General features: G+C 31.5%; 17 protein-coding genes. 4 read left to right on the forward strand and 13 right to left on the reverse strand.

Annotated features, from left to right (window positions below):
• Window positions 1-2: 2 nt before the first annotated feature.
• The 7 genes from V1T75_RS04415 to V1T75_RS04445 form a co-directional block, all read right to left on the reverse strand.
• Window positions 3-2987: a type I restriction endonuclease subunit R gene (locus V1T75_RS04415; RefSeq protein ID WP_330487354.1), complete on the reverse strand. Its 2985-nt coding sequence runs from the start codon at window positions 2985-2987 to the stop codon at window positions 3-5.
• A 2-nt stretch (window positions 2988-2989) separates the two neighbouring features.
• The gene (rmuC, locus tag V1T75_RS04420; RefSeq protein ID WP_330487355.1) at window positions 2990-4603 is read right to left on the reverse strand and encodes a DNA recombination protein RmuC; all 1614 of its coding nucleotides are present in this window, start codon (window positions 4601-4603) and stop codon (window positions 2990-2992) included.
• Window positions 4604-4606: 3 nt separating this feature from the next.
• The gene (locus V1T75_RS04425) at window positions 4607-5935 is read right to left on the reverse strand and encodes a restriction endonuclease subunit S (RefSeq protein ID WP_330487356.1); all 1329 of its coding nucleotides are present in this window, start codon (window positions 5933-5935) and stop codon (window positions 4607-4609) included.
• On the reverse strand, window positions 5935-7722 hold the full coding sequence (locus V1T75_RS04430; RefSeq protein ID WP_330487357.1) for a type I restriction-modification system subunit M: 1788 nt from the start codon (window positions 7720-7722) through the stop codon (window positions 5935-5937). The genes V1T75_RS04425 and V1T75_RS04430 overlap by 1 nt, the downstream gene beginning before the upstream one ends.
• Before the next feature lie 84 nt (window positions 7723-7806).
• The gene (locus V1T75_RS04435; RefSeq protein WP_330487358.1) at window positions 7807-8784 is read right to left on the reverse strand and encodes a hypothetical protein; all 978 of its coding nucleotides are present in this window, start codon (window positions 8782-8784) and stop codon (window positions 7807-7809) included.
• Window positions 8777-10402, reverse strand: a complete 1626-nt coding sequence (locus tag V1T75_RS04440; protein ID WP_330487359.1) for an AAA family ATPase — start codon at window positions 10400-10402, stop codon at window positions 8777-8779. The genes V1T75_RS04435 and V1T75_RS04440 overlap by 8 nt, the downstream gene beginning before the upstream one ends.
• Before the next feature lie 17 nt (window positions 10403-10419).
• A complete protein-coding gene (locus V1T75_RS04445; protein WP_330487360.1) occupies window positions 10420-11448 on the reverse strand; it encodes a helix-turn-helix transcriptional regulator in 1029 nt (342 codons plus the stop codon).
• 441 nt (window positions 11449-11889) lie between these two features.
• On the opposite strand from V1T75_RS04445, the gene V1T75_RS04450 reads away from it, so the two are divergent.
• Complete coding sequence (locus V1T75_RS04450; RefSeq protein ID WP_330487361.1) at window positions 11890-13791, forward strand: hypothetical protein; 1902 nt, start codon at window positions 11890-11892, stop codon at window positions 13789-13791.
• A gap of 69 nt (window positions 13792-13860) precedes the next feature.
• On the forward strand, window positions 13861-14721 hold the full coding sequence (locus tag V1T75_RS04455) for a viperin family antiviral radical SAM protein (protein WP_330487362.1): 861 nt from the start codon (window positions 13861-13863) through the stop codon (window positions 14719-14721).
• Between the two features lie 329 nt (window positions 14722-15050).
• Here the strand turns inward: V1T75_RS04455 and V1T75_RS04460 are convergent, their stop codons facing one another.
• From V1T75_RS04460 to prfA, 3 genes are all read right to left on the reverse strand, one after another.
• Window positions 15051-15719 carry a primase-helicase family protein gene (locus V1T75_RS04460; protein WP_330487363.1) on the reverse strand — a complete coding sequence of 223 codons (669 nt, stop codon included), beginning with the start codon at window positions 15717-15719 and terminating at the stop codon, window positions 15051-15053.
• Window positions 15720-15758: 39 nt separating this feature from the next.
• Window positions 15759-15947: a 30S ribosomal protein S21 gene (gene rpsU, locus V1T75_RS04465; protein WP_330487364.1), complete on the reverse strand. Its 189-nt coding sequence runs from the start codon at window positions 15945-15947 to the stop codon at window positions 15759-15761.
• Between the two features lie 315 nt (window positions 15948-16262).
• Window positions 16263-17339: a peptide chain release factor 1 gene (prfA, locus tag V1T75_RS04470; RefSeq protein ID WP_330487365.1), complete on the reverse strand. Its 1077-nt coding sequence runs from the start codon at window positions 17337-17339 to the stop codon at window positions 16263-16265.
• Window positions 17340-17417: 78 nt separating this feature from the next.
• Here prfA and V1T75_RS04475 point away from each other — a divergent pair, with 78 nt between their 5' ends.
• Together V1T75_RS04475 and V1T75_RS04480 are read left to right on the forward strand one after the other, a co-directional pair.
• On the forward strand, window positions 17418-17852 hold the full coding sequence (locus tag V1T75_RS04475; protein WP_330487366.1) for a DUF6265 family protein: 435 nt from the start codon (window positions 17418-17420) through the stop codon (window positions 17850-17852).
• A gap of 104 nt (window positions 17853-17956) precedes the next feature.
• Window positions 17957-19045 (forward strand): hypothetical protein, encoded by a 1089-nt coding sequence (locus V1T75_RS04480; protein WP_330487367.1) that lies wholly within the window; start codon window positions 17957-17959, stop codon window positions 19043-19045.
• A 64-nt stretch (window positions 19046-19109) separates the two neighbouring features.
• Here the strand turns inward: V1T75_RS04480 and V1T75_RS04485 are convergent, their stop codons facing one another.
• The 3 genes from V1T75_RS04485 to V1T75_RS04495 form a co-directional block, all read right to left on the reverse strand.
• Window positions 19110-21659 carry an adenosylcobalamin-dependent ribonucleoside-diphosphate reductase gene (locus V1T75_RS04485; protein WP_330487368.1) on the reverse strand — a complete coding sequence of 850 codons (2550 nt, stop codon included), beginning with the start codon at window positions 21657-21659 and terminating at the stop codon, window positions 19110-19112.
• A gap of 178 nt (window positions 21660-21837) precedes the next feature.
• A complete protein-coding gene (locus V1T75_RS04490; protein ID WP_330487369.1) occupies window positions 21838-23016 on the reverse strand; it encodes an AIR synthase related protein in 1179 nt (392 codons plus the stop codon).
• A gap of 47 nt (window positions 23017-23063) precedes the next feature.
• Window positions 23064-23558 (reverse strand): GNAT family N-acetyltransferase, encoded by a 495-nt coding sequence (locus V1T75_RS04495; RefSeq protein WP_330487370.1) that lies wholly within the window; start codon window positions 23556-23558, stop codon window positions 23064-23066.
• Window position 23559: the final 1 nt, after the last annotated feature.

The following is a 23559-nucleotide window of genomic DNA, read 5'->3' on the forward strand; positions in this document are numbered from 1 at the left end:
TATTATTTACCAATACCTCTAACACGAGCATCATATAATTCGTTAAACCACATTGTTTTAAATAGCGTGTTAATCTTATCTTCTGTCATTTTATTGTAAAAATCCAACTTCTTATCAATGAAGTTTAATAACTCTGAATCTACTTCTTCGCTAAACTTATCTTTGATATTATCCTTTGAGTTTCCTTTATTGAAAAAAGACATTAACTCTGCATTCGAATAAATATTCTCTTTCATTTTTTTAAACTCCACCTTATCCTCATCGGTTAACTCAATACCATAGGTTTCATTTAAGACCTTTATTATTTTAGTTAAGAAATCTAATTCATCTTCGTTACCTCCCATAGCTCCACTTGGTTTCATTCCTTCTTGTTCACCATCTGCTGATTCTAACTTTAATTGGGTTGTGTACTTATGTTGAATTTTATAACTATCTAACTCTACATCGTTTACTACATCTAATGGCAATGATGTTTTGGCATAAGGCAACTTTTTTATTAAAGCTGTTAAAAAAATATATACCTTTTCCAATTCTACATCGGTAAATGTGATGATTTGGCTTAAAAAACGATACAGTTTTACAAAAGAACTTGCAGCACTTTTAAAGGCTGCTTGGTCTTCCTCTTCTAAATTATCTACAAAACGAGCCGCTATCTCCTCTAGAATAGGTTGTAGTTTTTCAAAGTTATCTTCTTCCGTAAAGAATATATTGGCAAAAGCTTCTACTTCTTGAGGATAATACACTTCAAAACTTTCCACTTGATTTAAACTATCATAAATAGCATTAGGGTCTGTTAAGTTTTCTTCCTGAATAAAGTTTTTACCGTAATATTTTTGAAAATCTGCTTGTACATCTTCTGGGTCATTTACAAAATCTAATACCATAGTAGATTCTTTACCTCTCGCATTTCTATTTAAACGTGATAATGTTTGTACTGTGCTTGTACCTCCTAATTTTTTATCTACAAACATTGTGTGCATCATAGGTTCATCGAACCCAGTTTGGTATTTGTTTGCTACAATTAACAAGCGGTATTTTGGTAGTTTAAGCGCATCAGGAATGCTAATTTTCCCGCCTAAATCATTCATATTGGTTTCAGTGTATTCCTCACCTGTTTCATCATCTTTTACTGTGCCTGAAAAAGCTACTAAAGCTTCATACGGCAACTTCATTTCACGCATTACATCGTCAAATTTTCTTTTAAAACGTACTGCGTGTAAACGTGATTTAGTAACGAGCATTCCTCTTGCTTTCCCCTGAATTTTATTTTGAGTTTCTGCTGCAAAATGTTCTAAAATAATACGTGCCTTCTTTTTGATTGCGTGGTCTTGTAAATCGACATAATTACCTAAAACACGTACTGTTTTTTTCTTTTCATATTCCTTATCTTCAATATCGCTACGCTTAATTAATTTGTAATAGCGTTTAAATGACATATAATTTTCTAATACATCTAAAATAAAACCTTCTTTAATAGCTTGCTCCATTGAGTATACATCAAATGGTTCTTTACCACCATCTGGTTGTACTGTACCAAATAACTCAATGGTTTTAGGTTTAGGTGTAGCTGTAAAGGCAAATTGTGAAATATTAGGTTGTTGTCCTTTTTTACTGATTTCATCTGCTATTACCTCATCTAAATCCTTTTCAGGTGTGTCTAATTTAGCTGCATCTTCTAAACTTAAAGCTTTACGCATATGTCTTGAGGTTTCACCTGATTGTGAACTATGTGCTTCATCAATAATAACCGCATATTTACGGTCTGGGAATTCACTTGCTGCATCTGAAATGACAGGGAATTTTTGAATGGTCGTAATAATAATTCTTTTCCCTTCTTTGATAGCAGTTTTTAAATCTTGTGACGTTTTTTTCTCATCTACATATTCTACCATACCAGGAACATTGTCTATTTGCCTGACATTATTTTGTATCTGCGTATTTAATACACGCCTATCAGTTACCACAATAATAGAATCGAATAAGGCTGTTTGGTCGGTATAGTTTTGGTAGAAATTAGCCAATCGATATGCTAACCACGTAATGGTATTAGATTTACCTGAACCTGCTGAATGTTGTATTAAATAGTTAGTACCTGTACCATCAATTTTTAATTGGTCTAATAAACGCCTAACTGCTTTTAATTGATGAAATCTAGGAAATAATAACTTGGTAGATTTCTTTTCTACAATAGCTTTTGTTTTTGGGTCATAGGCTTTGTCTACATCTTCTTGAAGATTGATAAAGTTTTGAACCAAATCCAACAAAGAATCTTTACGTAAAATATCTTCCCAAACATAGGCTGTGGCAAAGCCATTAGGATTGCAATTACGTAAACCTTGATTAAACGGTAAAAAAAACGTTGACTTACCTGCTAATTTGGTAGTCATAAACACTTTTTCTGTTCCCATAGCAAAGTGTACCAAACAACGCTGAAACTCCAACAAGGGTTCTCCATTAGGGTCGCGGTCTTGCATATACTGTTTAATAGCATTGTGATGATTTTGCCCTGTAAGTGCATTTTTTAATTCTGCTGTGGCTACAGGAATACCATTAATAAAGAAGCATAAGTCTAACTCGTTATTGTTTTTAGTAGAATAGGCTAATTGTCTAACAACTGATAAACGGTTTTGCTTATACCAGGTTTCGTGCTCTGGTGTTTTATTATTTGCAGGTTGAAAATATACCAAATCTATACGCTCGCCAGAAATTCGTAATTTACTGCGTAAGGTTTTTAAGGTTTTGTTGTTGCGTACACTTTTGGCAACCGTTTCTACAATTTTAGTATCAGTAGCTATCCCTAAATGGGTTTGTATGTTTTGGTATTTTTTTGGTTGACTTTCTTTTATAAATGCCAATACATCTTCTGGTATGATGCATAATTTTTTATCGTACTTGTTTGTATTTACCAAATTATACTCTTTAACCTCTTGGGTTAAATAGTTTACGATATGGTCTTCAAAATGTATTTCTTTAGTTCCACCTGCCATAACTATTCTGTAAGTTTATGTATCTCTGCATCGTTGACAATGCTTTGATTTAACTCTTTTTTATTTTTAATCCCTAGTTTTTTAAGTTTTGTAGCCTGTAAAACTAGGTTATCATTACCCGTACTTAATTGTTTAAAAGAATCTGTGTAAGACGATTGTGCTCTTTCTATATGAGTTCCTACTTTTTCTAAATTTTCTACAAAACCAACAAATTTATCGTATAGTTTTGCCCCTCTATCTGCAATAGCAATTGCATTTTGATTTTGGTATTCCCGTTTCCATAAATCCACAATTAATTTTAAAGCAGTGATTAAATTAGTTGGATTCATTAATAGAATACGCTTATCATAAGCATAATTCCATAAGTTTGGATCTGATTGCATTGCTGCAATGTAGGCAGGTTCACTCGGTATGAACATCATTACAAAATCTAGTGCTTTATCATAATCGTCATAACCTTTTGTACTCAAAGCAATTATATGGGTTTTAATTGCTGCTATGTGCGCATCTAATTCTTTTTTCTGTTCCTCTACATTTGAAGTTGCTAAATAGCGAGTAAATGCATTTAAAGACACTTTAGAATCTATGATTACATTTCTGTTATCTGGATATTTGATGACTGCATCCGGACGCATTTTCTTATTTTCAGAATCAGAACGTAAAGGTTTGCCATTTTCATCGGTTAACTGATGCTCCATAAAGTACTCTTCGTCTTTACGTAAGCCTGATTTTTCAAGTATGGTTTCTAAAATCATTTCGCCCCAATTTCCTTGTGTTTTGGCTTCGCCTTTAAGTGCATTGGTTAAATTGATAGCATCTTGACTAATTTTATCGCTTTTCTCTGCTAATTCTTTTACTTTTTCACCTAATGAAAAACGTTCTTTTGCTTCCTTATCGTAAACTTCTTCTACTTTGGTTTTAAATGCTGCTATATCTTTATTTAAAGGTTTTAGTAACTCATTAATTTTAGCTTCGTTCACTTCTGAAAAGGACTTTGTATTATCTTTTAATATTTTACTAGCAATGTTTTCAAATTCTGTATTGAATTTTTTACCAAGCTCCTCTATTTCTTTCTTTTGGGTTTCTAGATTTGCTTTTAATGCTTTGTTATCTGCTAAAGCCGATGCCAATTGTTTATTAGCCTCATTAAAGTCGTTTGTTTTTTCTGTTAAACGCTCATTAATTTCGTTTATGCTTTTTTCTAGCTTCGCTTCCGATTGTTTATTTTTTTCAATAGTAGCTTCTAGTCCTTTGTTAAACGATTTGGCTAGTGATAACTGCTCGTTAACGGCTTTTAAGTCTTTATCTAATTGCTCTTTTTGTTTCTCAATTTTTGTAAAGTCTTCTTGATGTTTTAGAATGTCTTTATTTAAACCTGAAATTACCATTTGGTTCTCTCTTAGTTTTATTATAGCATCGTTGTTTTTAGTATTCAAGGTTTCGTAATCCTTCTCTAAACTATCAAGTTTATTAATCGTTGAAGCCAATTCGTTTTCTGCTTGTTCTTTGTTAGCTGATAACCTAGCATTTTGAGCAGCAAATTTTTGCTTTAGCCATAAAAAGACAATAATAGCACCAAGCAATACACCAATAATTAGATAAATATACTTTTCCATTTTTTATGATTTATTTTTTGGATGTTGCCAATCTCTAACATCTATTTTACCCGTTACTGCTTCACTGATGAGCGACTGACGATAGGCTTTAAGTTTTTGGATTGATTTAGTAATTTCTTCAAAAACCAAATCTAATTTTAACATTTTAACATCTAGGTAGCTTACAATTTCATTTTGTTCTTTTATTGAAGGTTTAAGTACCTTGTAATTTTTTAAGTCAGAAGTTGAAATTTCAATAAAAGTAGAACCTGTACCAAGACTTTGTAAATCTTTTTTTGCTGTTACAAAAAAATAATACAAATAATCTGTTATATAAAATTCTTTAGGCACTATTGATTTGCAACCTTGATTTGTTGCGGTTGGCATTTTGTTTATAGCTAAATGTCCTATAGGTGCTCTACACGAAATGATTAACGAATTTTCAGGAACTAATGATGCACTGCAACTTGACAATCCTTTTTCAGTAATTGTTCTTCTAGATTGATTTATAGTTTTATTTTTGACTTTACCTAAATCATCTGTTGTTACCCAAGATATATCACCTTCCCAATACTCATCAACATTACTACGAGGAGTTGATCCTCCAATTACCTCTGAGTAATGACTCAACTTCACCACCTCCCAATGCTCTGGAATTTCACCCAACCACTCAATACCACTTTCTTTTAGGGCTGCATTCTTATTTAAACCTTTGGTTACTGCTTCGTTAATAATAGCTTGTCGTTGCTCTTGTAGTTTTTGTATAAGGGTTTCTTTTTTGCTAATTAAGGTATCTATTAGCTGGGTGTGGTAATCGAGATAAGCTGCTATTTGGGTTTGTTCTTGTTTTGGTGGTAATGCAAGAATAAAATTATTGATTACACCAATTGTCAATTGATTTATAGTTGAAGATAAAAATAGGCTAGACAGTGCATCAAATATTGGGCTATTAAAAAAATAATAAGCAAACTTTGAATGTTGTGTTCTATAGATAGTCATAAAAGCACCCCAAGTTTCATTAGCTACTTTTTCGTCTATAAGTATGTTCTTACCAATTAAATTTCTACTCCCATTTCTTGAGCATAGAAGAATATCACCAATTTTAGTTAAATATTTTTCTTTTATTTCTTTACTGACATACACATTATTATCTAAAGATAATTTACCCCCTTGAATGTTAGATGAGCGTAGTACCAAAAGTCCATTTTCGTTGTCAATTACATCGTTTGGTGAATAAGTTATACCCGTTATAGCTTCTCCTATATATTTTAATTTAACAGTTTTCCAATGTGAAGGAATATCTCCTAAATAATTAAGACCACTATCCTTATATGTCTCGTATGCTTTTTCCATTAGCCTATTAAGTCTTTTAATAAGTTAGCAATGTCATTCTCCAAGGTTATAATTTCAGTTTTAATTTCACTCGCTAGTCGTAAAGGTGTATAGTTGTAGAAATACTTAGTAAAGTTAATTTCGTAACCAATACGGGTTTTATCGTAATCTATCCAAGCATTAGGTACGTGTGGTTTTACTTCGGTTTCAAAATAGGTTTCTACATCTTCAGTCAATGGAACGCTTTCGGCATCACGTTTTTTGGTATCTGGTTTTGGGTTGCCTTTTTTGTCTAATACCATTTTACCGTTTTCGTCCACTTTTGGTTGTTCTACGGTTAGTTGGTAGTAGCCAAAGTATTCGTTATCGAATATTTTAGAGTGGTCGGTTTCCTCGAAGTTTTGGTACATTTCCAATAACTGCGAAATGTGTTGCGATGTGATTTCGTTTCGTTTGTTACCCAAACTCTTTTTGTTGGGTTGGCAGAATAGGTGTTTTTCTTTATCCTTTCCATTTCCTTCTGTAGTTACGATTTCTTTAGCATCACCATTAATCAACTGTACTTTCCCTTTACGATGTGGTGCTTTGTTATTGGTTAAAAACCAGATGTAGGTGTTAATACCTGTGTTATAAAACAAATCTTTAGGCAATGCCACGATACATTCTAGCCAATCGTTTTCTATAATCCAACGACGTATATCGCTCTCACCACTACCCGCAGAACCTGTAAACAAGGGTGAACCATTGGTTACGACACCAATACGAGAACCTTCGCGTTCCATTTTAGATAACATATGCTGTAAGAAAAGTAATTGCCCATCACTTACTCGTGGTGTACCTGCATAAAAACGACCAGAAGGGTTTAAGGCTTCATTCTCTATAAACTTTCGATCTTTTTTCCACGTAACGCCATACGGTGGATTTGCCATCATATAATAAAAGGATTTTCCCTGAAAACGGTCTTCGCTAAATGAGTTACCGTGTTTAATGTTATTGGCATCTTCTCCTGTAATTAAGGCTTCTGATTTTGCTATGGCATACGATTGTTCGTTAATTTCTTGTCCATAAGTTACTAATGTCGGTTTATTATTACTATCGGCACATACCTTATCGAGAATAAACTTTTTACCCAAGTTTACCATACCACCAGTACCACAGGCAGGGTCAAAAATGGTACGAATGATACCTGGCTGCGATAGCTTTTCTTTTTCGCCTGCGAAAAGGAAATTGTTCATAATTTCAATCACATCACGAGGTGTAAAATGCTCTCCTGCGGTTTCGTTAGATTGCTCGTTTGAAATACGAATTAACTCCTCGAACACATAACCCATACCGTGATTGTCGATAGCTTCTGTATGTAAATCAATTTTACAGATAGCATCAATCATTTCGTATAACAACCTGTTCTTTACCAAGCGTGCTACAATTTTATCGAATTGAAAACTCTCTAAAATTTCTTGTACTTCTGGATTAAAACTTTGTAGGTAATTATTAAAGTTAATCTCTATGTATTGGGGTTCGTCTTTTAAAGACTGCAAGGTATGTTTAGAGGTATTGTAAAATTTTAAGCCACCTGCTGCTTTACGCAACACAGGAATTAATTTTTCTGAAGATAGCTTATCGTGGAATTTTTCGAAAGTTTCACGAACTTTGGCATTTACTGGTTGTAAAATACAATCTAATCTACGAATCACTACAAACGGTAGAACTACATCGCCAATTTCATTTTTTTTGAAAGCATCACGTAATACATCGTCAGTAATCTGCCAAATAAATCCTACTTCTACATTATTTTTTTGGTTGCTCATTTTTAGTGTTTGTTGTCTTTTATTTTGTTTGACATTGCAAATATGGGAATAATGTGTGCATTCTTTGCGCACAGATTATTTTAATTAATTTAATAGTCGGTTTTTCCAATTTCCGACATTATAAATAGCATCTGTGTCAATGCTTGAATTGTCACTAGTTGATTTTTTTAAGTTCCTGATTAAATTATTATGGTGATGTTTATTTATTTCACCAATATAATTTTCTATCCCATAAAACACCCAGTTTCTAGTACCGTATGTTGCGTCTTTAATTTTACCATTTTTAAGAATAGTAAAACCTCTATCACTATAAAAATAATGGTGATTAGTTAAAATAACTCTAGAATGAAATAGTTTAGGATTACTATGACTAGAAACACCTACTTCAACTGTCTTACCAGTTAACTTTTCCAAATTCTTTTTGACTTTCTTTAGTTTTTCCTCTGCCTCAATTTTTTCGATTCCTGCATTTCTAAAATCTATATTTATTAGTAGTTGAAAAGGAACTTCAAGGTCTTTAGGAATTATTTTAGAAATGATTTCATATAGATTTTCTGTATTTTCATTATGAAATTCAGCTTTGTTTTTCCAAATAAAATTGTCTACTAAAATTGCTGAATTAGATGGTATAAAAGGTTTAGGGTCTATAACATCCGCCCAACATTTAAACCTACACTCTTTATCTCGTTCTAAAGTATAACCAAAATTAAAATTTTGATCATTTAAAAATTCATCTTCAAGATGTAATGCTAAAACACCATATTTATTTCTAATTTCTACTACATCAGTAGTATCATCACACAAAAGCACATCATTACTAAAAGGTAGATAATCCGCTTTATCAATCTTCTCAAAACTATCTTTATCACTAATAATACTTGCTGTATCACGTTTAAAAAAATAATTTGCTATTGGGTTTTCTTTTATTAATTCGAAAATTTCGTCTTCATCAATATCCAAAGCAAGGTCATAAAACTCATCTACGATTTTAAAAAGCGAATCCTTTTCGTCCAAAATAAAGAAATAATCAACAATTTCATTTCTACAAAAAGCTTTACCCATTTTTCTTGTTTTTAAGGTTCAACTTATATGTTTTCATTGCTAATTTATCAGCTTCATTAAAGAAACCATCACCAAAACTTCTTTCAAATTTTCCATCGCCTTTAAATCTCATTTCGTATGGACCTTCTTTTTTGTGGAAATAGAAGATAGAAAATGGGTTTGGATTTAAATCTTGGTCTACTAAATAATTTTTATCCAAAGAAATATACTGCGATTGTCTTATAATATATTCTGAATGTGTTTCAATTATAAAATTAAAATTATATTTAGTATAAACTTCGTGAAAAAAATCTGTTAGTTTTGATTGTAAATCTGGGTGCAGATTTAATTCAGGTTCTTCAACTAAAACTGTTATCTGTTTTTTTTCTTTTTCATTTAATCGAATTAAACTTGCCATTTTTAAAATGAGTGTCATTGCTTGCAATGACCCCATACCTTTATCGGATAAAGAGACGTACTTTTTTAATATTTCTTCTTTTGACTCGCTTCTTTTAGATTCTTCTTCCAATATTTTAAACTCATACGCCTCTCCAGCTTGCATATTAATATTGAAATCAACACCTACTTCAAATATTTCCATCCAGTATTTAATAAATCTTGTTTCGTCATTATTTTTTTCACCTGCTGTTAACTGATAAAAATTATGAATGGCCTGTGCGAGTGCATTGTTTTTGTCTCTTAAATAAAAAAGAGCTGATTGTTTAGAAGGGTTTGCACCAATGAAGTAAAAGTATTGTCTATTTATAGATTGGTTAATTCTTTTTGAAAATTCATATAAATGTTTATTATTCCTGCTTAAAACTAAAACATCTTCTTGATTGTTCTTTGAAAGCTTTTTGTTTTTTTTATTACTTGATTCTACATCATTTATCCAAATAAAATCTTCGATTATATTTGTTAGTACATTATAAGTAGAAAGTGTATTACCTTCCTTTTTTGTGTCAACAATTAAAGAAATTGGATAGGACAACTCATACTGCTTATCTCCCTTTCTTTTAATTTCTTTAGGTAATTGATTTTTTGCAGCTTTTAATTTTTCACTTGCTTTTCTAAATGCTGACATTAACTCAATTGACTCTTTAGATGTTTTATCGGTTACAACATCTAATTCCTCTTGTAATTCAGATACTGAATCTTCAAGTTGTTTGATAACATTAAGTTTATTATCATCAACTTTTTCATCTTCAATAAGTTCTTTGCTTACGGTAATATTCCCTTTTGAATAATTGATATTTAGGTCAATACCTGTTTTAGCATCATTAACACTTAATACATTTACTTTTGCTTTCGTGTTTTCTGCTTGTCCGGATATAACTATATGAATATCAAATTCATCTAATTGATATTCAAATGTGATGGTAGGCTCTTTAGATATATTGTTTTTTGCTCTACCAAAGGTTACAATATTAGCATCTTCAAGTACGACATTATCAAATGAAAAGGTATCTGATAACTGATTTTGTAGGTAATCGGTAATTAATAGTAATGCTTTTACCATTGTAGATTTACCTGAATTGTTTCGTCCTACCATATAGGTAATATTTCCTAATTGAAGCATTGGGAAATTTTGGAAACGTCTGAAATTTTTAAAGGAAATACCTTTTGTTTGTTTATTCATTCTTTCAAATATTGTTCTTATTTGTGCATTGTATCTACACTGTTATAGTTTCCCATCATCATTTTAGTTCTTTCTTTTAAAGACTTCCTTAATGTTTCGGGTTCTAATACTGTTAGTCTTTCACCGTATTGAAGTAGCATACTTTCTAATTCGTAATTTGGAATGAGCTGTAAGCTAATATCTATGTGGTCTTGTTGTTCTTGCTTAATCTTTTGAGAACCGTGTAATGGTTTTGTTTTAATATATGGCCATAATGATTTTTCGATTCTAATCGTTACTTCAATAGGGGTTTGATTTTCGTCAAAAGTTACACCGATAATATCTTCAAAGTATTCTTTAAAATCGATACTAGTTTCTGCATATTGCTTATCTGATATTTCAATATTAATTATACGGTCTAATGCCAAATTAGTAATGTTATCAAAGTTCGGGTTTTGACCAAATGAAAACCAACGGTTATTATACTGCTTTAAGTAATATGGGTGAAACTCTATAATCGTGTTTAATTCTGATTTAAAACTCTCATAAGTGACTAATAAAACCGTTTTATTAATAATGGCGTGATATAACGTATTAATAAATTCTTTTCCCTTTAAAAATTCATTCTGATTGAACTCAATAATTTCGTTAGCCTGTTCACCAAATTGAAAGGATGCTTCTAATCTGGTTGTTATATTTTCAATCCATTCAAATTGAGGTAAACCTTTAAATCTGTTTAATGTTATTAAGGTTTCCTTTAATTCTAATGCTTCTGATTCGGTAAGCGGTTGATTATTTATAGAGAAATTAACATCACTGTAGTAATAATATACCTTTCTACCCATTTTATCTTTTTCAATGGGTGCGTTATAACCGTTCTCACTCATCATAAAAGCTATATCATCATATACTTGCCTTTTCTGAACTCCTTCTGCATTTCCTGTAAAGTTTTCAATTGCAGATTGACAAGCATTTACTAAATCATCAATAAAATACCTTTTAGATTTATTTCTAAAACATTTATCTAATGCTTGGTATCGGATTATGGCGTGTTTAGTGTTTGGCATGAAATAAATATTTGATCTTATAGCACTTTTAGTAAGTAAAAATAAAATTATTCTTGTAACCTGAGAATTTACCACTAACTATTTTTCGATTCTAAATTGAAGTTGAAAAGAGCTTTCGTAATCCTTTTGAGTTTTTTAAAAAAGGAAACGCAAAATGCGCAAAAAGATAATAGATAAAACTCAGGTTTCAATGTAATGGTGTTTTTAAAGCTAAGTATATCAGTGTTTTGTTTGTTTTAGGGTAGTGACAAATCATTATATTTGCGCAAAAAAACGCAAAACGTAAAAAAAGCAAAAATTGAAAAAGTAAATGAAACCATTGTTTTATTGAAATTATCGAGAAAAGATTTAAGGAAAGTAAATATCATAATATTTTTTCCTATTATTGTTATGTGATTGACAAGAACTATTTCGCATAGTTAATTTTAAACTTGTATAATCATGAATGATATTTTTTTTAATACCAAAAAAGAGGCTCACTTTTTATATGAACAAGGGGCAAAATACGATGCGTATTTACTTGCTTGGAATGAAATGCCATTGAATAAAATAGTAGATTGGTATTTAAAGAACAAAACAAAAAAAGCTTTCTTTAAAGATGATTTTTTTTACAATTCATTTTTAACTAAACAATCTGCTGTTTGGGTTAGGGAAGCTAAGGCTATTGAATTATGGAAAGATTATCTTAAAAATTACAATTCCATAGAGTTTGAATACTATGTAGCCTATAACAATCCAGAACTTTTTATTGATGGCTATAAAGAAACGTTACTTTTCTTAGATAGTTCTCGATTAAAAACTTTAAAAAATGGCGAGTTACCACCAGTTGTTAAAGAGGAAATCTTAATATGGGAAAAACTTTCAGATCTGCTTAATACTACATGGAATAAAGTCTTATATAAAATTAAAGGTTTAAACAAATCTAAACATGAATTTATTGTAGCTTCATGCGCTGCTTTTGAAGCATTTGTCTATGATAATCATGAAGTTCCTATTAAGTTTCAATATGGAGGTCATGCTTTAAGTATATTAATTGCTTATGCACAGTCTGAGATACAAGAAGAAACAAAAGAACTTACATATGAAAACATCTATCAAGTTTACCTAGAAGAAGTTTTGAAAAAAGAGTTTAAATCTATATTCGCTTTAGTGAATGAATATGTAATGAATAAAGACGTTTTATATAGATACGCCTATGAACCTGGATTAAAAGTTAAAATAAATGATATAGGTGAAATAGTAGTCTTAGAAGACGAAGTATTTAACATTAAATGGAATTATGATGCTGATAGATATTCTTTGAATGAAAATATGTATTGTAAACTTGGAGTAGAATCTTACCCAGAACATTTGGAAACAGGACAAATTATTTTTCATAACAATAATAAATCTGAAGAGAATATTATGGGGAATGCATTGTGTAATGGAATCAAACTTGCTATTAATGATTTAGGTCTGAAAGAAAAAGAAATGAAAAATAAAATTCCTTTACTTACAGCAATTACTTTTTTACAGGGGTTAGCGACAAGAAAATATCATACAATTGTAAAGCCTCTACATAGTATTGCTTCAAATAAGAAAAGTACCTACATAGAAGGGACATTATTGATACAAAATAAAGAATTTATACTTATTTCTGATATTGAAAATTTTCATCAAATGACAAATAATTCAGGAATAAAGTGTTCCATAGAAGATATAGAAAAAATCATATCTAATTTTTCTTTTAATTGGAAGATGAAAAAATTTGACCCTTTTAAATTAACTATAAATTTATGGCAAAAGCCATTCATAAAACTTGAAGGAAATATTATATCTCCAATGTCTATTTTAACAAGTTTTACAGGATTGTATGCATTGACAGAAGCTTTATTTAAAAATTTTAAACCAAATGATGGAACTTCTATTGAAAATATATTGTGTGAATATTATAAAAATATGCCATGGGATACTAAAGTTAAATCGGCTAGTAATAAAGAAAAGGGAGATATAGATATTATAATGGAAGATGATCTACATATTGTTTATTTACAATTGAAACGTACTAGTCAGAAAACGAATACTTTTGAGTTAGCTAAACAAAAAAAACAAGATGAAAAAGCAATTTCTCAGCTTCAATTAGCAGCAGCTTATGAAGGTAAAAAACAAATTCATTTATGGTATGTATCAACAGCTCTAGAAGGTTTAGGAATTAAAATTAATAATGTTTTTAAGGTAGGTTATCAAGATTTACTTCATATTAGTAGACTAAAATTATATCGTAATAAGCTAAATTCATTAGGAGTTTTCATCGAAATTGTAGAAACAGATCAGTTCTATAAAGATAATCGTAATAATTATTAATCACCTAAATTCATTTATATACTCATAATGAGATAGAAGCCTGTAGGCTTAATTTTAAACTATTTCAAAATGACTAATAAAGATTTTATACCAAGCGTTAATTTTCATTTATGGGAGCCTTGTAATATGCGTTGTAAATTTTGTTTTGCAACATTTAAAGAGGTGAAACAAAAAATATTACCAAAAGGACATCTACCAGAAAAAGATGCTATTAATGTTGTCGCTGAGTTAGCTAAATATGGGTATAAAAAAATAACCTTTGCAGGAGGAGAACCTCTACTTTGTCCTTGGTTACCAAAATTAATAAAAAAGGCTAAAGAGTTTGGTTTAACAACAATGATAGTTACAAATGGAAGTGTTTTAACTGAAAAATTCTTACTTGAGAATAGACTGTATTTAGACTGGGTTACATTAAGTGTTGATAGTCTCACTGATAAAACTAATTTAAAAACAGGTAGAGCGATAACTGGTAAAAAAATAATCACAGAAAAAAAATATATGGATTTAATAGATCTGATAAAAAAGAATGGTTTTGGATTTAAGATAAATACTGTTATCACTGCTTTAAATTATCTCGAGGATTTTAATCAGTTTATTAGCTTCGTTGAGCCTAGTAGGTGGAAAGTATTTCAGGTATTACCTATTACAGGTGAGAATGATAATGAAATAAGTTCACTGAGGATAACGGAAAAACAATTTAGAGTTTTTTTAGAGAATCATAAAAATCAAAAAAATATGATACCAGAATGTAATAACACAATGAAGGGTAGCTATGCTATGATAGATCCAGCAGGTCGATTTTTTGATAATTCTGAAGGGAAATATAATTATACTGAATCTATAATAAATAAACCTATAGATACCTTATTAAAGACGATGAATTATAATAAAGAGAAGTTTTTAGATAGGAATGGGATATATAATTGGTAATTATTTTTATCATTAAACATCTAACGCATAGAAGACCTTGAGTACTTTGTTTCTTTCATGTAGTTATGACACTACATATACGCAAAAAAAATACAAAACGCAAAACGCAAAAAAACGTAAATATTTCTGAGGTATATTGAAAATCTAAATATTGTTTTCTTTGTTGAAATGTTGACGATTGTTAAGCAATCCCCTAAATCACTAAGTTTTTTAACACAACAACAAATCAACAACTCGTCAACAACTGTTGTTGATTTGTTGTTGATCAGTTGTTGAATCCCCATTTACCTAATAAATGCTTATGTTTTACTTACAAATAAGGAACTTTGTCAACCAATCAACGAGCTATCTATGAAATCACTTTTTAAAAACTCGTAATATTTCCCTTTTTTTGTTTCAAAATCAACTATTGTTTTTTGTGAAGTATTAAGAGTCAAAAAGTATTTTTTATAACTCCCATTAAAATGCTCTAATTTATAATCATCTTTCAAGCTTTTTGAAATTTTTGACCTAGAGGTTCTTACTCCTTTACTTAACTTTTCAAATAAATCTGTTGCGGTGTAACGCAAAATATCAACTTCAAACGCAATAAAGTCATCAATTATAATTTCTTTTATTTCCTGACTTAAATATGTTTTGTTTCCTTTTACAACTTTATCTAAAGCAGGTGTATAAATCTGTTGCTTTGTAAACCACATTCTTGTTTTTCTTTCTGAAACAATTTTTCGTTTACTCAAGAAATACAAAAAATGAGGAATTTCTTTTTTCAACTTCTCCAACATATCCACATCTTCAACTTGAAAAGAGTTTACTTTAATTACCCAATAACGAATTTCGTTTTCATCAATTTGAATAAAATTTTCTTCATTATTAGAACATGAGATAAACTTACCAAAGAAATTGGTTTCTACTTTGTCTTTTCCTTTAGACTCTATTTTATATGTCCCTGCTATAGAAAGGTTTTTAATTCGGCGTCTCCACAAAACAAAAAAGCGCAACCAAATGGTTGCGCTTTTGTATTTTATATAGCTATACTACTATTCTTCTTTAAATAACTGCTCTTTATAAGCTGCTTTTTGCACTTGGGCTCTTCTAGTAACTGATGGCTTTACATATTGCTTACGCTCTCTCAACTCTTGCAAAACTTTTACATCTCTAAATTTACGCTTGTAACGTTTTAAGGCTCTATCGATATTTTCACCTTCTTTTACAACTATTCTTAACATATAATATGATTTTAATTATTAGACATTTTACATCATACAAATATCTCCACAGTACGATATATAACTGTAGTCTGTGATTTTATACGATATTATTTTAGATTAAAAATTCTATTGAAAATGCTTTATAAAGCAACTGAAGACTAAGAAACTGAAGTATGACAGAAAAATAGTATAAAGACTCGTAGATTTTCTCCCGAAATAGGAATAGAACATTAATACTGCCCAAAGGTAGGGTTTCTTTGTCGGCTCTACAAGAATTGTGGAGTCTAATTCTTTTTGATAAAAAAAGCGCTACTCTTTGGTAACGCTTTTTTGTTAAATTGTTTCTCCTAATTCTTTTAACTTGGAAGTATTTTCTGCGAGCATTAACTCGTCTATAATTTTTTGAATATCTCCATTTACAATATTCGACAAATCGTATAAGGTCAGTCCGATTCTGTGATCTGTTACCCGTCCTTGCGGATAGTTATAGGTTCTAATTTTTGCAGAACGGTCTCCTGAAGTTACCATCGAACCACGTTTTGCAGCATCGGCTTCCTGCTTCTTCGCCAACTCCATATCATATAAACGAGAACGCAATACCTTAAACGCTTTCTCTTTGTTTTTATGCTGCGATTTTTGATCTTGACATTGTGCCACTAACCCTGTAGGAATATGCGTTAAACGCACCGCTGAATAGGTAGTGTTTACCGACTGACCTCCTGGTCCTGATGAACAGAAGAAATCGATACGTACATCTTTTGGGTTGATTTCTACATCAAACTCTTCTGCTTCTGGAAATACCATACAAGTCGCTGCCGATGTATGTACACGTCCTTGAGTTTCTGTTTGAGGTACACGTTGTACACGGTGTACACCTGCTTCAAACTTTAACGTTCCATACACATCTTCTCCAGTAACCTCAAACTGAATTTCTTTAAATCCACCGTTGGTACCTTCAGAAAAATCTACTGTAGAAACTTTCCACCCTTTACTTTCACAGTACTTGGTGTACATTCTAAACAAATCACCCGCAAAAATACTCGCTTCATCTCCACCAGTACCCGCACGTAATTCTACTACCGCATTTTTTGAATCTTCGGGATCCTTCGGAATTAGTAAAAACTTAATCTCTTCTTCCAATTGTGGAATTCGAGTTTTCGCTTCGTCCATTTCCATTTTAGCCATTTCAACCATTTCAGCATCCGATCCGTCAGCAATGATTTCCTTGGCTTCTTCTATATTATTTAATAAAGTTTCATACTCGTCTGCCTTTTTAACAACCTTTCCTAAATCTTTATATTCCTTATTTAATTGTACATAACGTTTCTGATCAGAAATAACATCTGGTTGAATGATTAAATCTGACACCTCATCATAACGTTGTTTAACTATCTGTAATTTATCTAGCATAGTATCTTTTCTTGGGGTGCGAATTTACGATTTTTTATCGAATTTTATTCATATCTTTAATTCATAAAGATGGTTGTTATGCGAATTTTAATCTTATTTTTTTTCTGTATCCTACTTTTTTCTTGTCAAAACACAAAAGATATCAAAAAACCAACTTGGTTGTTTGGAAAATGGAAACGTGCAAATAACCAACCCGATAAGCTTACGTATGAGTTTTGGTATGATGATTTTTCTGGAATGGGTTTTACTTTGCAAAAACAAGACACCGTTTTTAAAGAGATTTTACACATCGTTTCTAAAAATGATGCTCTTTTTTTACAAGTTACGGGTGTGAATGAAACTCCTACCTCTTTTGCTATTACTCAACAAACTGACACTTCTTTTACTGCGGAAAACAAACAAAACGAGTTTCCTAAAGTGATACAATACTGGAAAGATAAAAATCAACTAAAAGCTACAGTGGCTAATGATGAATTTTCAATTGATTTTGTGTTTGATAAGCTTGAAGAATAAAAGAAAAATTGTGCTTTTATAACTTTTGACACTTCTTTTACTTTTTTTTGACATTTTTGTTTACACTCTGAAATAACTTTATCTGAAATTTAAAAATCAATCAGATGAAAAAAATTATTATCTCTCTAATTTGTTTCGCTTGCTTTTCTATAACTAATCAAGCTCAAGTAGGCAAAGAAAAAGAAGAGTTATCTATTTTTGAAAATCCTAATAATTGGAAACAAGAAATTATAAAATTCCCCATTGATTGGGCTCCAAAATTAAAACTCACTGGTTTTGAAGAACTCCTTTTTACGCCTAAGTGGTCAGACTCTCAGAGTGATGAATTTTGGTCTTTACTTATTGGATGGAAAGTAAATACTAATGCTCCTTTAACTTTAAAAGAAATAGAATACAACCTTTACAGCTATTTTGACGGGTTAATGAAACCCAATCATTGGGCTAAAAAATTTCCTGAGCCTAAAGTAATTTTAAAAAATCATAAAAATAGTTTTAACGGAATTATGACTTTTTTTGATGGATTTCATACAGGAAAAGTGATAACGGTTAATATTCAAGGTGACCAACATTTTTTTAAAGACCATAAAAAATCTATTGTTTCCTTTCGTTTATCTCCCCAAAATTATAACAGCGAAGTTTGGAACAGTCTTAATAACATTAAGCTAAAAAAAGAAAAGAGTGAAGGTTTAATTCAGCTTGATAACACTTGGGGAAAAGAAATATTTCCTTTTCCAATTGGTTTTGCTCAAAACATTAATTATGACGGAATGGCTGAAGTCAGATTTCCTCCAAAAGGATGGAGAGATCCTAAACATCAAAACTTTTGGTCATATACCTATGTTTGGAGTATTAATCATACTGAAGAAATCACCGCAAAAGAATTAGCCAATAATTTAGAAAAGTATTTTGATGGGCTAAACAGCGTAGATGATAAAAATAAACACAAAAAAGCTACAGCTACAATTTTAAAAATTAATAAAAAAGAATCGACTTCTTTCTTTAAAGGAAAGGTAAAAACATTTGATCGGTTTGCTACTAATAAAAAAATTACATTGAATGTTTTAATTGAAAGCACTTACTGTAAAGAAAAGCAAAAAACAGTAATTCTATTTAAGTTTTCTCCAAAAAGCTTTACACACAAAACTTGGGAAATGCTAGAAAGAATTGAGTTAGTAAACACCTTTTGTGATTAATAGCAATAAAAAAGCTCATGACTTTAACAGCTCATGAGCTTTTAATATTTATTTTTCTAAAAAACTATCCGCATTTGGATGTCCCGCAATCATTACAAGTCAAGCATCCTTCTTGATACACCAAATTATCTGATTTACAATTTTCACACGTTTGCCCCTTTACTTTTGTACCGTCTTCAACATAACGCTTTAAGGCTCTTACTACACCGTTTTTCCAAGTATTAATCGATTCACTGTCTAACTGTAAACTCTGAATTAGTTTTACTATTTTATCAATTGGCATTCCGTGACGTAAGGTTCCTGAAAACAGCTTCGCATAATTCCAAAATTCTGGATTAAACTTATGTGATAATCCTTCTATTGTAGTTTTATACCCACGTTTATTTTTATACTGAAAATCATAACGCGAACTTCCATCTTCATTCCTGTTTTTTATAATAAAACCTTTTTCTACCCAACGTGGTAATAAAATTCCGTCTTCATCGTCGGCTAAACCCGTAAAAATTTCATAGGGTTTGTCATCCACTAATCCAATAAAAGCAATCCATTTTTCTTTTTGGTTTTGAAAACGAACTACATCTGCTTCTAACACTTGTGGGCGCTTGATTGGAAATGATGTCAACTTATTATTCTCCTCTTTTTCCTCATCATTTGCTATCAACACCCCCGATCTTGATCCATCTCTATACACCGTAACTCCTTTGCAACCTACCTCCCAAGCTTTTAAATACAACTCTCCTACCAACTCTTCGCTAACATCGTTCGGTAAATTAATAGTTACACTAATAGAATGATCTACCCACTTTTGTACAGCTCCTTGCATCGTTACTTTACTTAACCAATCTACATCGTTAGAGGTTGCTTTGTAATATGGCGATTGCTTTACCAACTTATCTAACTCTTTTTGTGAAAAATTCTTAGAAACGTCAATCCCATTTACTTCCATCCATTGTTTAAATCGGTGATGAAACACCACGTATTCTTCCCAAGAGTCTCCTACCTCATCTACAAAATCTACACGTACTCCTTTATCATTAGGATTCACTTTTTTCCTACGTTTATATACAGGCATAAATACTGGCTCAATTCCAGAAGATGTTTGTGTCATTAAACTCGTAGTACCTGTTGGAGCAATGGTTAGTAACGCTATATTTCTGCGTCCATACTCTAGCATTTCATAATACAACTTGCTATCAGCTTCTTTTAAACGTAAAATAAACGGATTGTTTTTTTCTCTTGCTGCATCAAAGATTGAAAATGCCCCTCTTTCTTTAGCTAAGTTTACTGACGCTCTATAGGTTTCTATTCCTAATGTTCTATGGACTTTTACCGAAAACTCATTTCCTTCTTTGCTTCCATATCGAATTCCTAATGCTGCCAACATATCACCTTCAGCCGTAATTCCTATTCCTGTTCTTCTTCCTTCATAAGCTTTTTTCCTAATATTTAACCAAAGTGTTTTCTCGGTAGCTTTCACCTCATCTAATTCAGGGTCAGCATCAATTTTCTCTAAAATTTTATCTATTTTTTCTAATTCTAAATCAATAAGATCATCCATCATTCGCTGAGCAATGACAATATGCTTTTTAAACAGTTTAAAATTAAAAATTGCCTTTTTGGTAAACGGGTTTTCTACATATGAAAACAAGTTAATTGCTAACAGACGACACGAATCATAAGGACATAATGGAATTTCACCACAAGGATTGGTTGATACCGTTTTATAACCTACATCGGCATAACAGTCAGGTACCGATTCATTAATTATGGTATCCCAAAACAAGATTCCTGGTTCGGCAGATTGCCATGCATTATGTACTATTTTTTCCCATAGTTCTTTCGCTTCAATCGTTTTTGAATACTTCGGATTTTTACTAAAAACAGGGTATTTCTGCGTATACGTATCTCCTTTTTTTACTGCGTTCATAAAAGCATCGTCTATTCTTACTGAAACATTAGCTCCAGTTACTTTTCCTTGTTCTAGTTTAGCATCAATAAAGTCTTCTGAATCTGGATGATTGATAGACACCGACAACATCAATGCTCCTCTACGACCATCTTGAGCAACCTCTCGCGTTGAGTTCGAATAGCGCTCCATAAACGGAACAATTCCTGTGGATGTTAATGCTGAATTTTTTACGGGGGAGCCTTTCGGTCTTATATGTGATAAATCGTGTCCTACACCTCCTCTTCTTTTCATGAGCTGTACTTGCTCCTGATCTATCTTCATAATACCTCCATACGAATCTGAATCTCCTTCGTTTCCTATTACAAAACAATTAGAAAGTGATGCTATTTGAAACGGATTCCCTATTCCTGCCATCGGACTTCCTTGTGGCACTATATATTTGAAGTTTTTTATTACTTCATATATTTCTGACTCTGTTAGCGGGTTTGCATATTTTTTTTCAATTCGTGCAACTTCTTTGGCAATTCTACGATGCATATCATCTGGAGTACTTTCGTAAATATTTCCTTCAGAATCTTTTAACGCATATTTATTTAACCAAACGCTTGCTGCCAAATCATCGTTGTTAAAATAAATAAGTGACGCTTGTAATGCTTTGTCTCGTGTAACTACTTTTTTAGGTGTGTTGTGTGTTGTTGATTTCATTGTTTTACTGAGAATTTAGCGATTAATAAAACACTTATAAAACAACTCAAAAAAAACAACTTAAAACATGATTAAAGTCATAAAGTCAACCAAAAAAAAATGTAAAAAACTAAAAATTAGCTTTTTACATTTTTACCAACATAAAAAAGTTGTTATTTTATTTCTTTTTTAAGAAAGCTTAATACTCAAAAGTTCCGTATTCACTTTTAATAGTTAGTTGCTTTTTATCCGATTTTTCTACCCTACCAACAAGCTGTGCATTTACATTGAACGATTTTGAAATTGCAATGATATCTTCTGCTACTTCAGGAGACAGGTATAACTCCATTCGGTGTCCACAGTTAAATACTTGATACATTTCTTTCCAATCTGTTTTTGATTGCTCTTGTATCAATTTAAATAATGGCGGAATTGGAAACATATTATCCTTTACAATATGCAGATTATCTACAAAATGTAAAATTTTAGTTTGTGCTCCTCCAGAACAGTGAATCATTCCATGTACCTCTTTCGAAGAGAATTTTGATAAAATTTCTTTGATAATTGGCGCATAGGTTCTTGTTGGTGACAACACTAACTTACCCGCGTCAATTGGCGAATCTGCTACCTCATCTGTCAATTTTGTATTTCCTGAATACACTAAATCAGACGGTACTGAAGCATCAAAACTTTCTGGATATTTCTCTGCTAAATAGTGGTGAAATACATCGTGACGTGCAGAAGTTAATCCGTTACTCCCCATACCTCCGTTGTATTCTTTTTCATACGTTGCTTGTCCGAAAGATTCTAAACCTACAATGACGTCTCCTGCTTTGATATTTGCATTATCAATTACATCAGCACGTTTCATACGAGCAGTTACTGTAGAATCTACAATAATGGTACGAACTAAGTCTCCTACATCGGCAGTTTCTCCTCCTGTTGAATGAATGGTAACTCCAAACTCTTTTAATTCAGCAATCAACTCTTCTGTTCCATTGATAATTGCCGACAAAACTTCTCCTGGAATATTGCTTTTGTTACGCCCAATCGTAGAAGACAACATAATATTATCAGTAGCTCCTACACACAATAAATCATCAATATTCATGATTAAAGCATCTTGAGCAATCCCTTTCCATACCGAGATATCTCCTGTTTCTTTCCAGTACATGTATGCTAACGAGCTCTTCGTTCCTGCTCCGTCTGCATGCATGATTAAACAATAGTCCTCATCGTTCGTTAAATAATCTGGAACAATTTTACAGAAAGCTTTTGGAAATAATCCTTTATCAATATTCTTGATAGCGTTGTGTACATCTTCTTTAGATGCCGATACTCCGCGTTGTGCGTAGCGTTTAGATACTTCGTTACTCATGTGTTGTGTTGTTGTTGCCGCGAAATTACTTTAAAAACAGTAAACTATCAAAGTAATTGTTGTTTTTTACTTCGTCTTTCATACAAAACGGTGTCTCTCCAAACTCCATCTAACTGTGCTATTTTTTCTCGGTATCCTATCTTTCGAAAACCGTATTTAAGATGTAACTTGACACTTGCTTCGTTTTCGGGAAATAGACTTGAATACAACGTCCAAATACCTTTCTCTTCTGAAGATTGTATAGCAGCTTCCATCAATAAACTTCCTATTCCTTTCCCTACCACTCCTTGTTTCACATATACACTTACTTCTGCTACTCCTCTGTATTCAAATCTTATTGATACTGGGGCTATAGCACACCAACCTACTACTTCTTTTACTTCCTCAGCAATAAACCGAGAGTGTTGATGGTGTGATGCATTCCATTCTTCCCAACTAGGAACTTGAGTTCTAAAAGTAGCATTTTTAGTCTGGATTCCTTCCTTAAATATGGCTGCTATTTCTTGCCAATGGCTTTGAGTGAGTTTTTCTATAGTTACCATT

The organism is Tenacibaculum sp. FZY0031, assembly GCF_036350695.1.
In the GTDB taxonomy this organism is placed as follows: domain Bacteria; phylum Bacteroidota; class Bacteroidia; order Flavobacteriales; family Flavobacteriaceae; genus Polaribacter.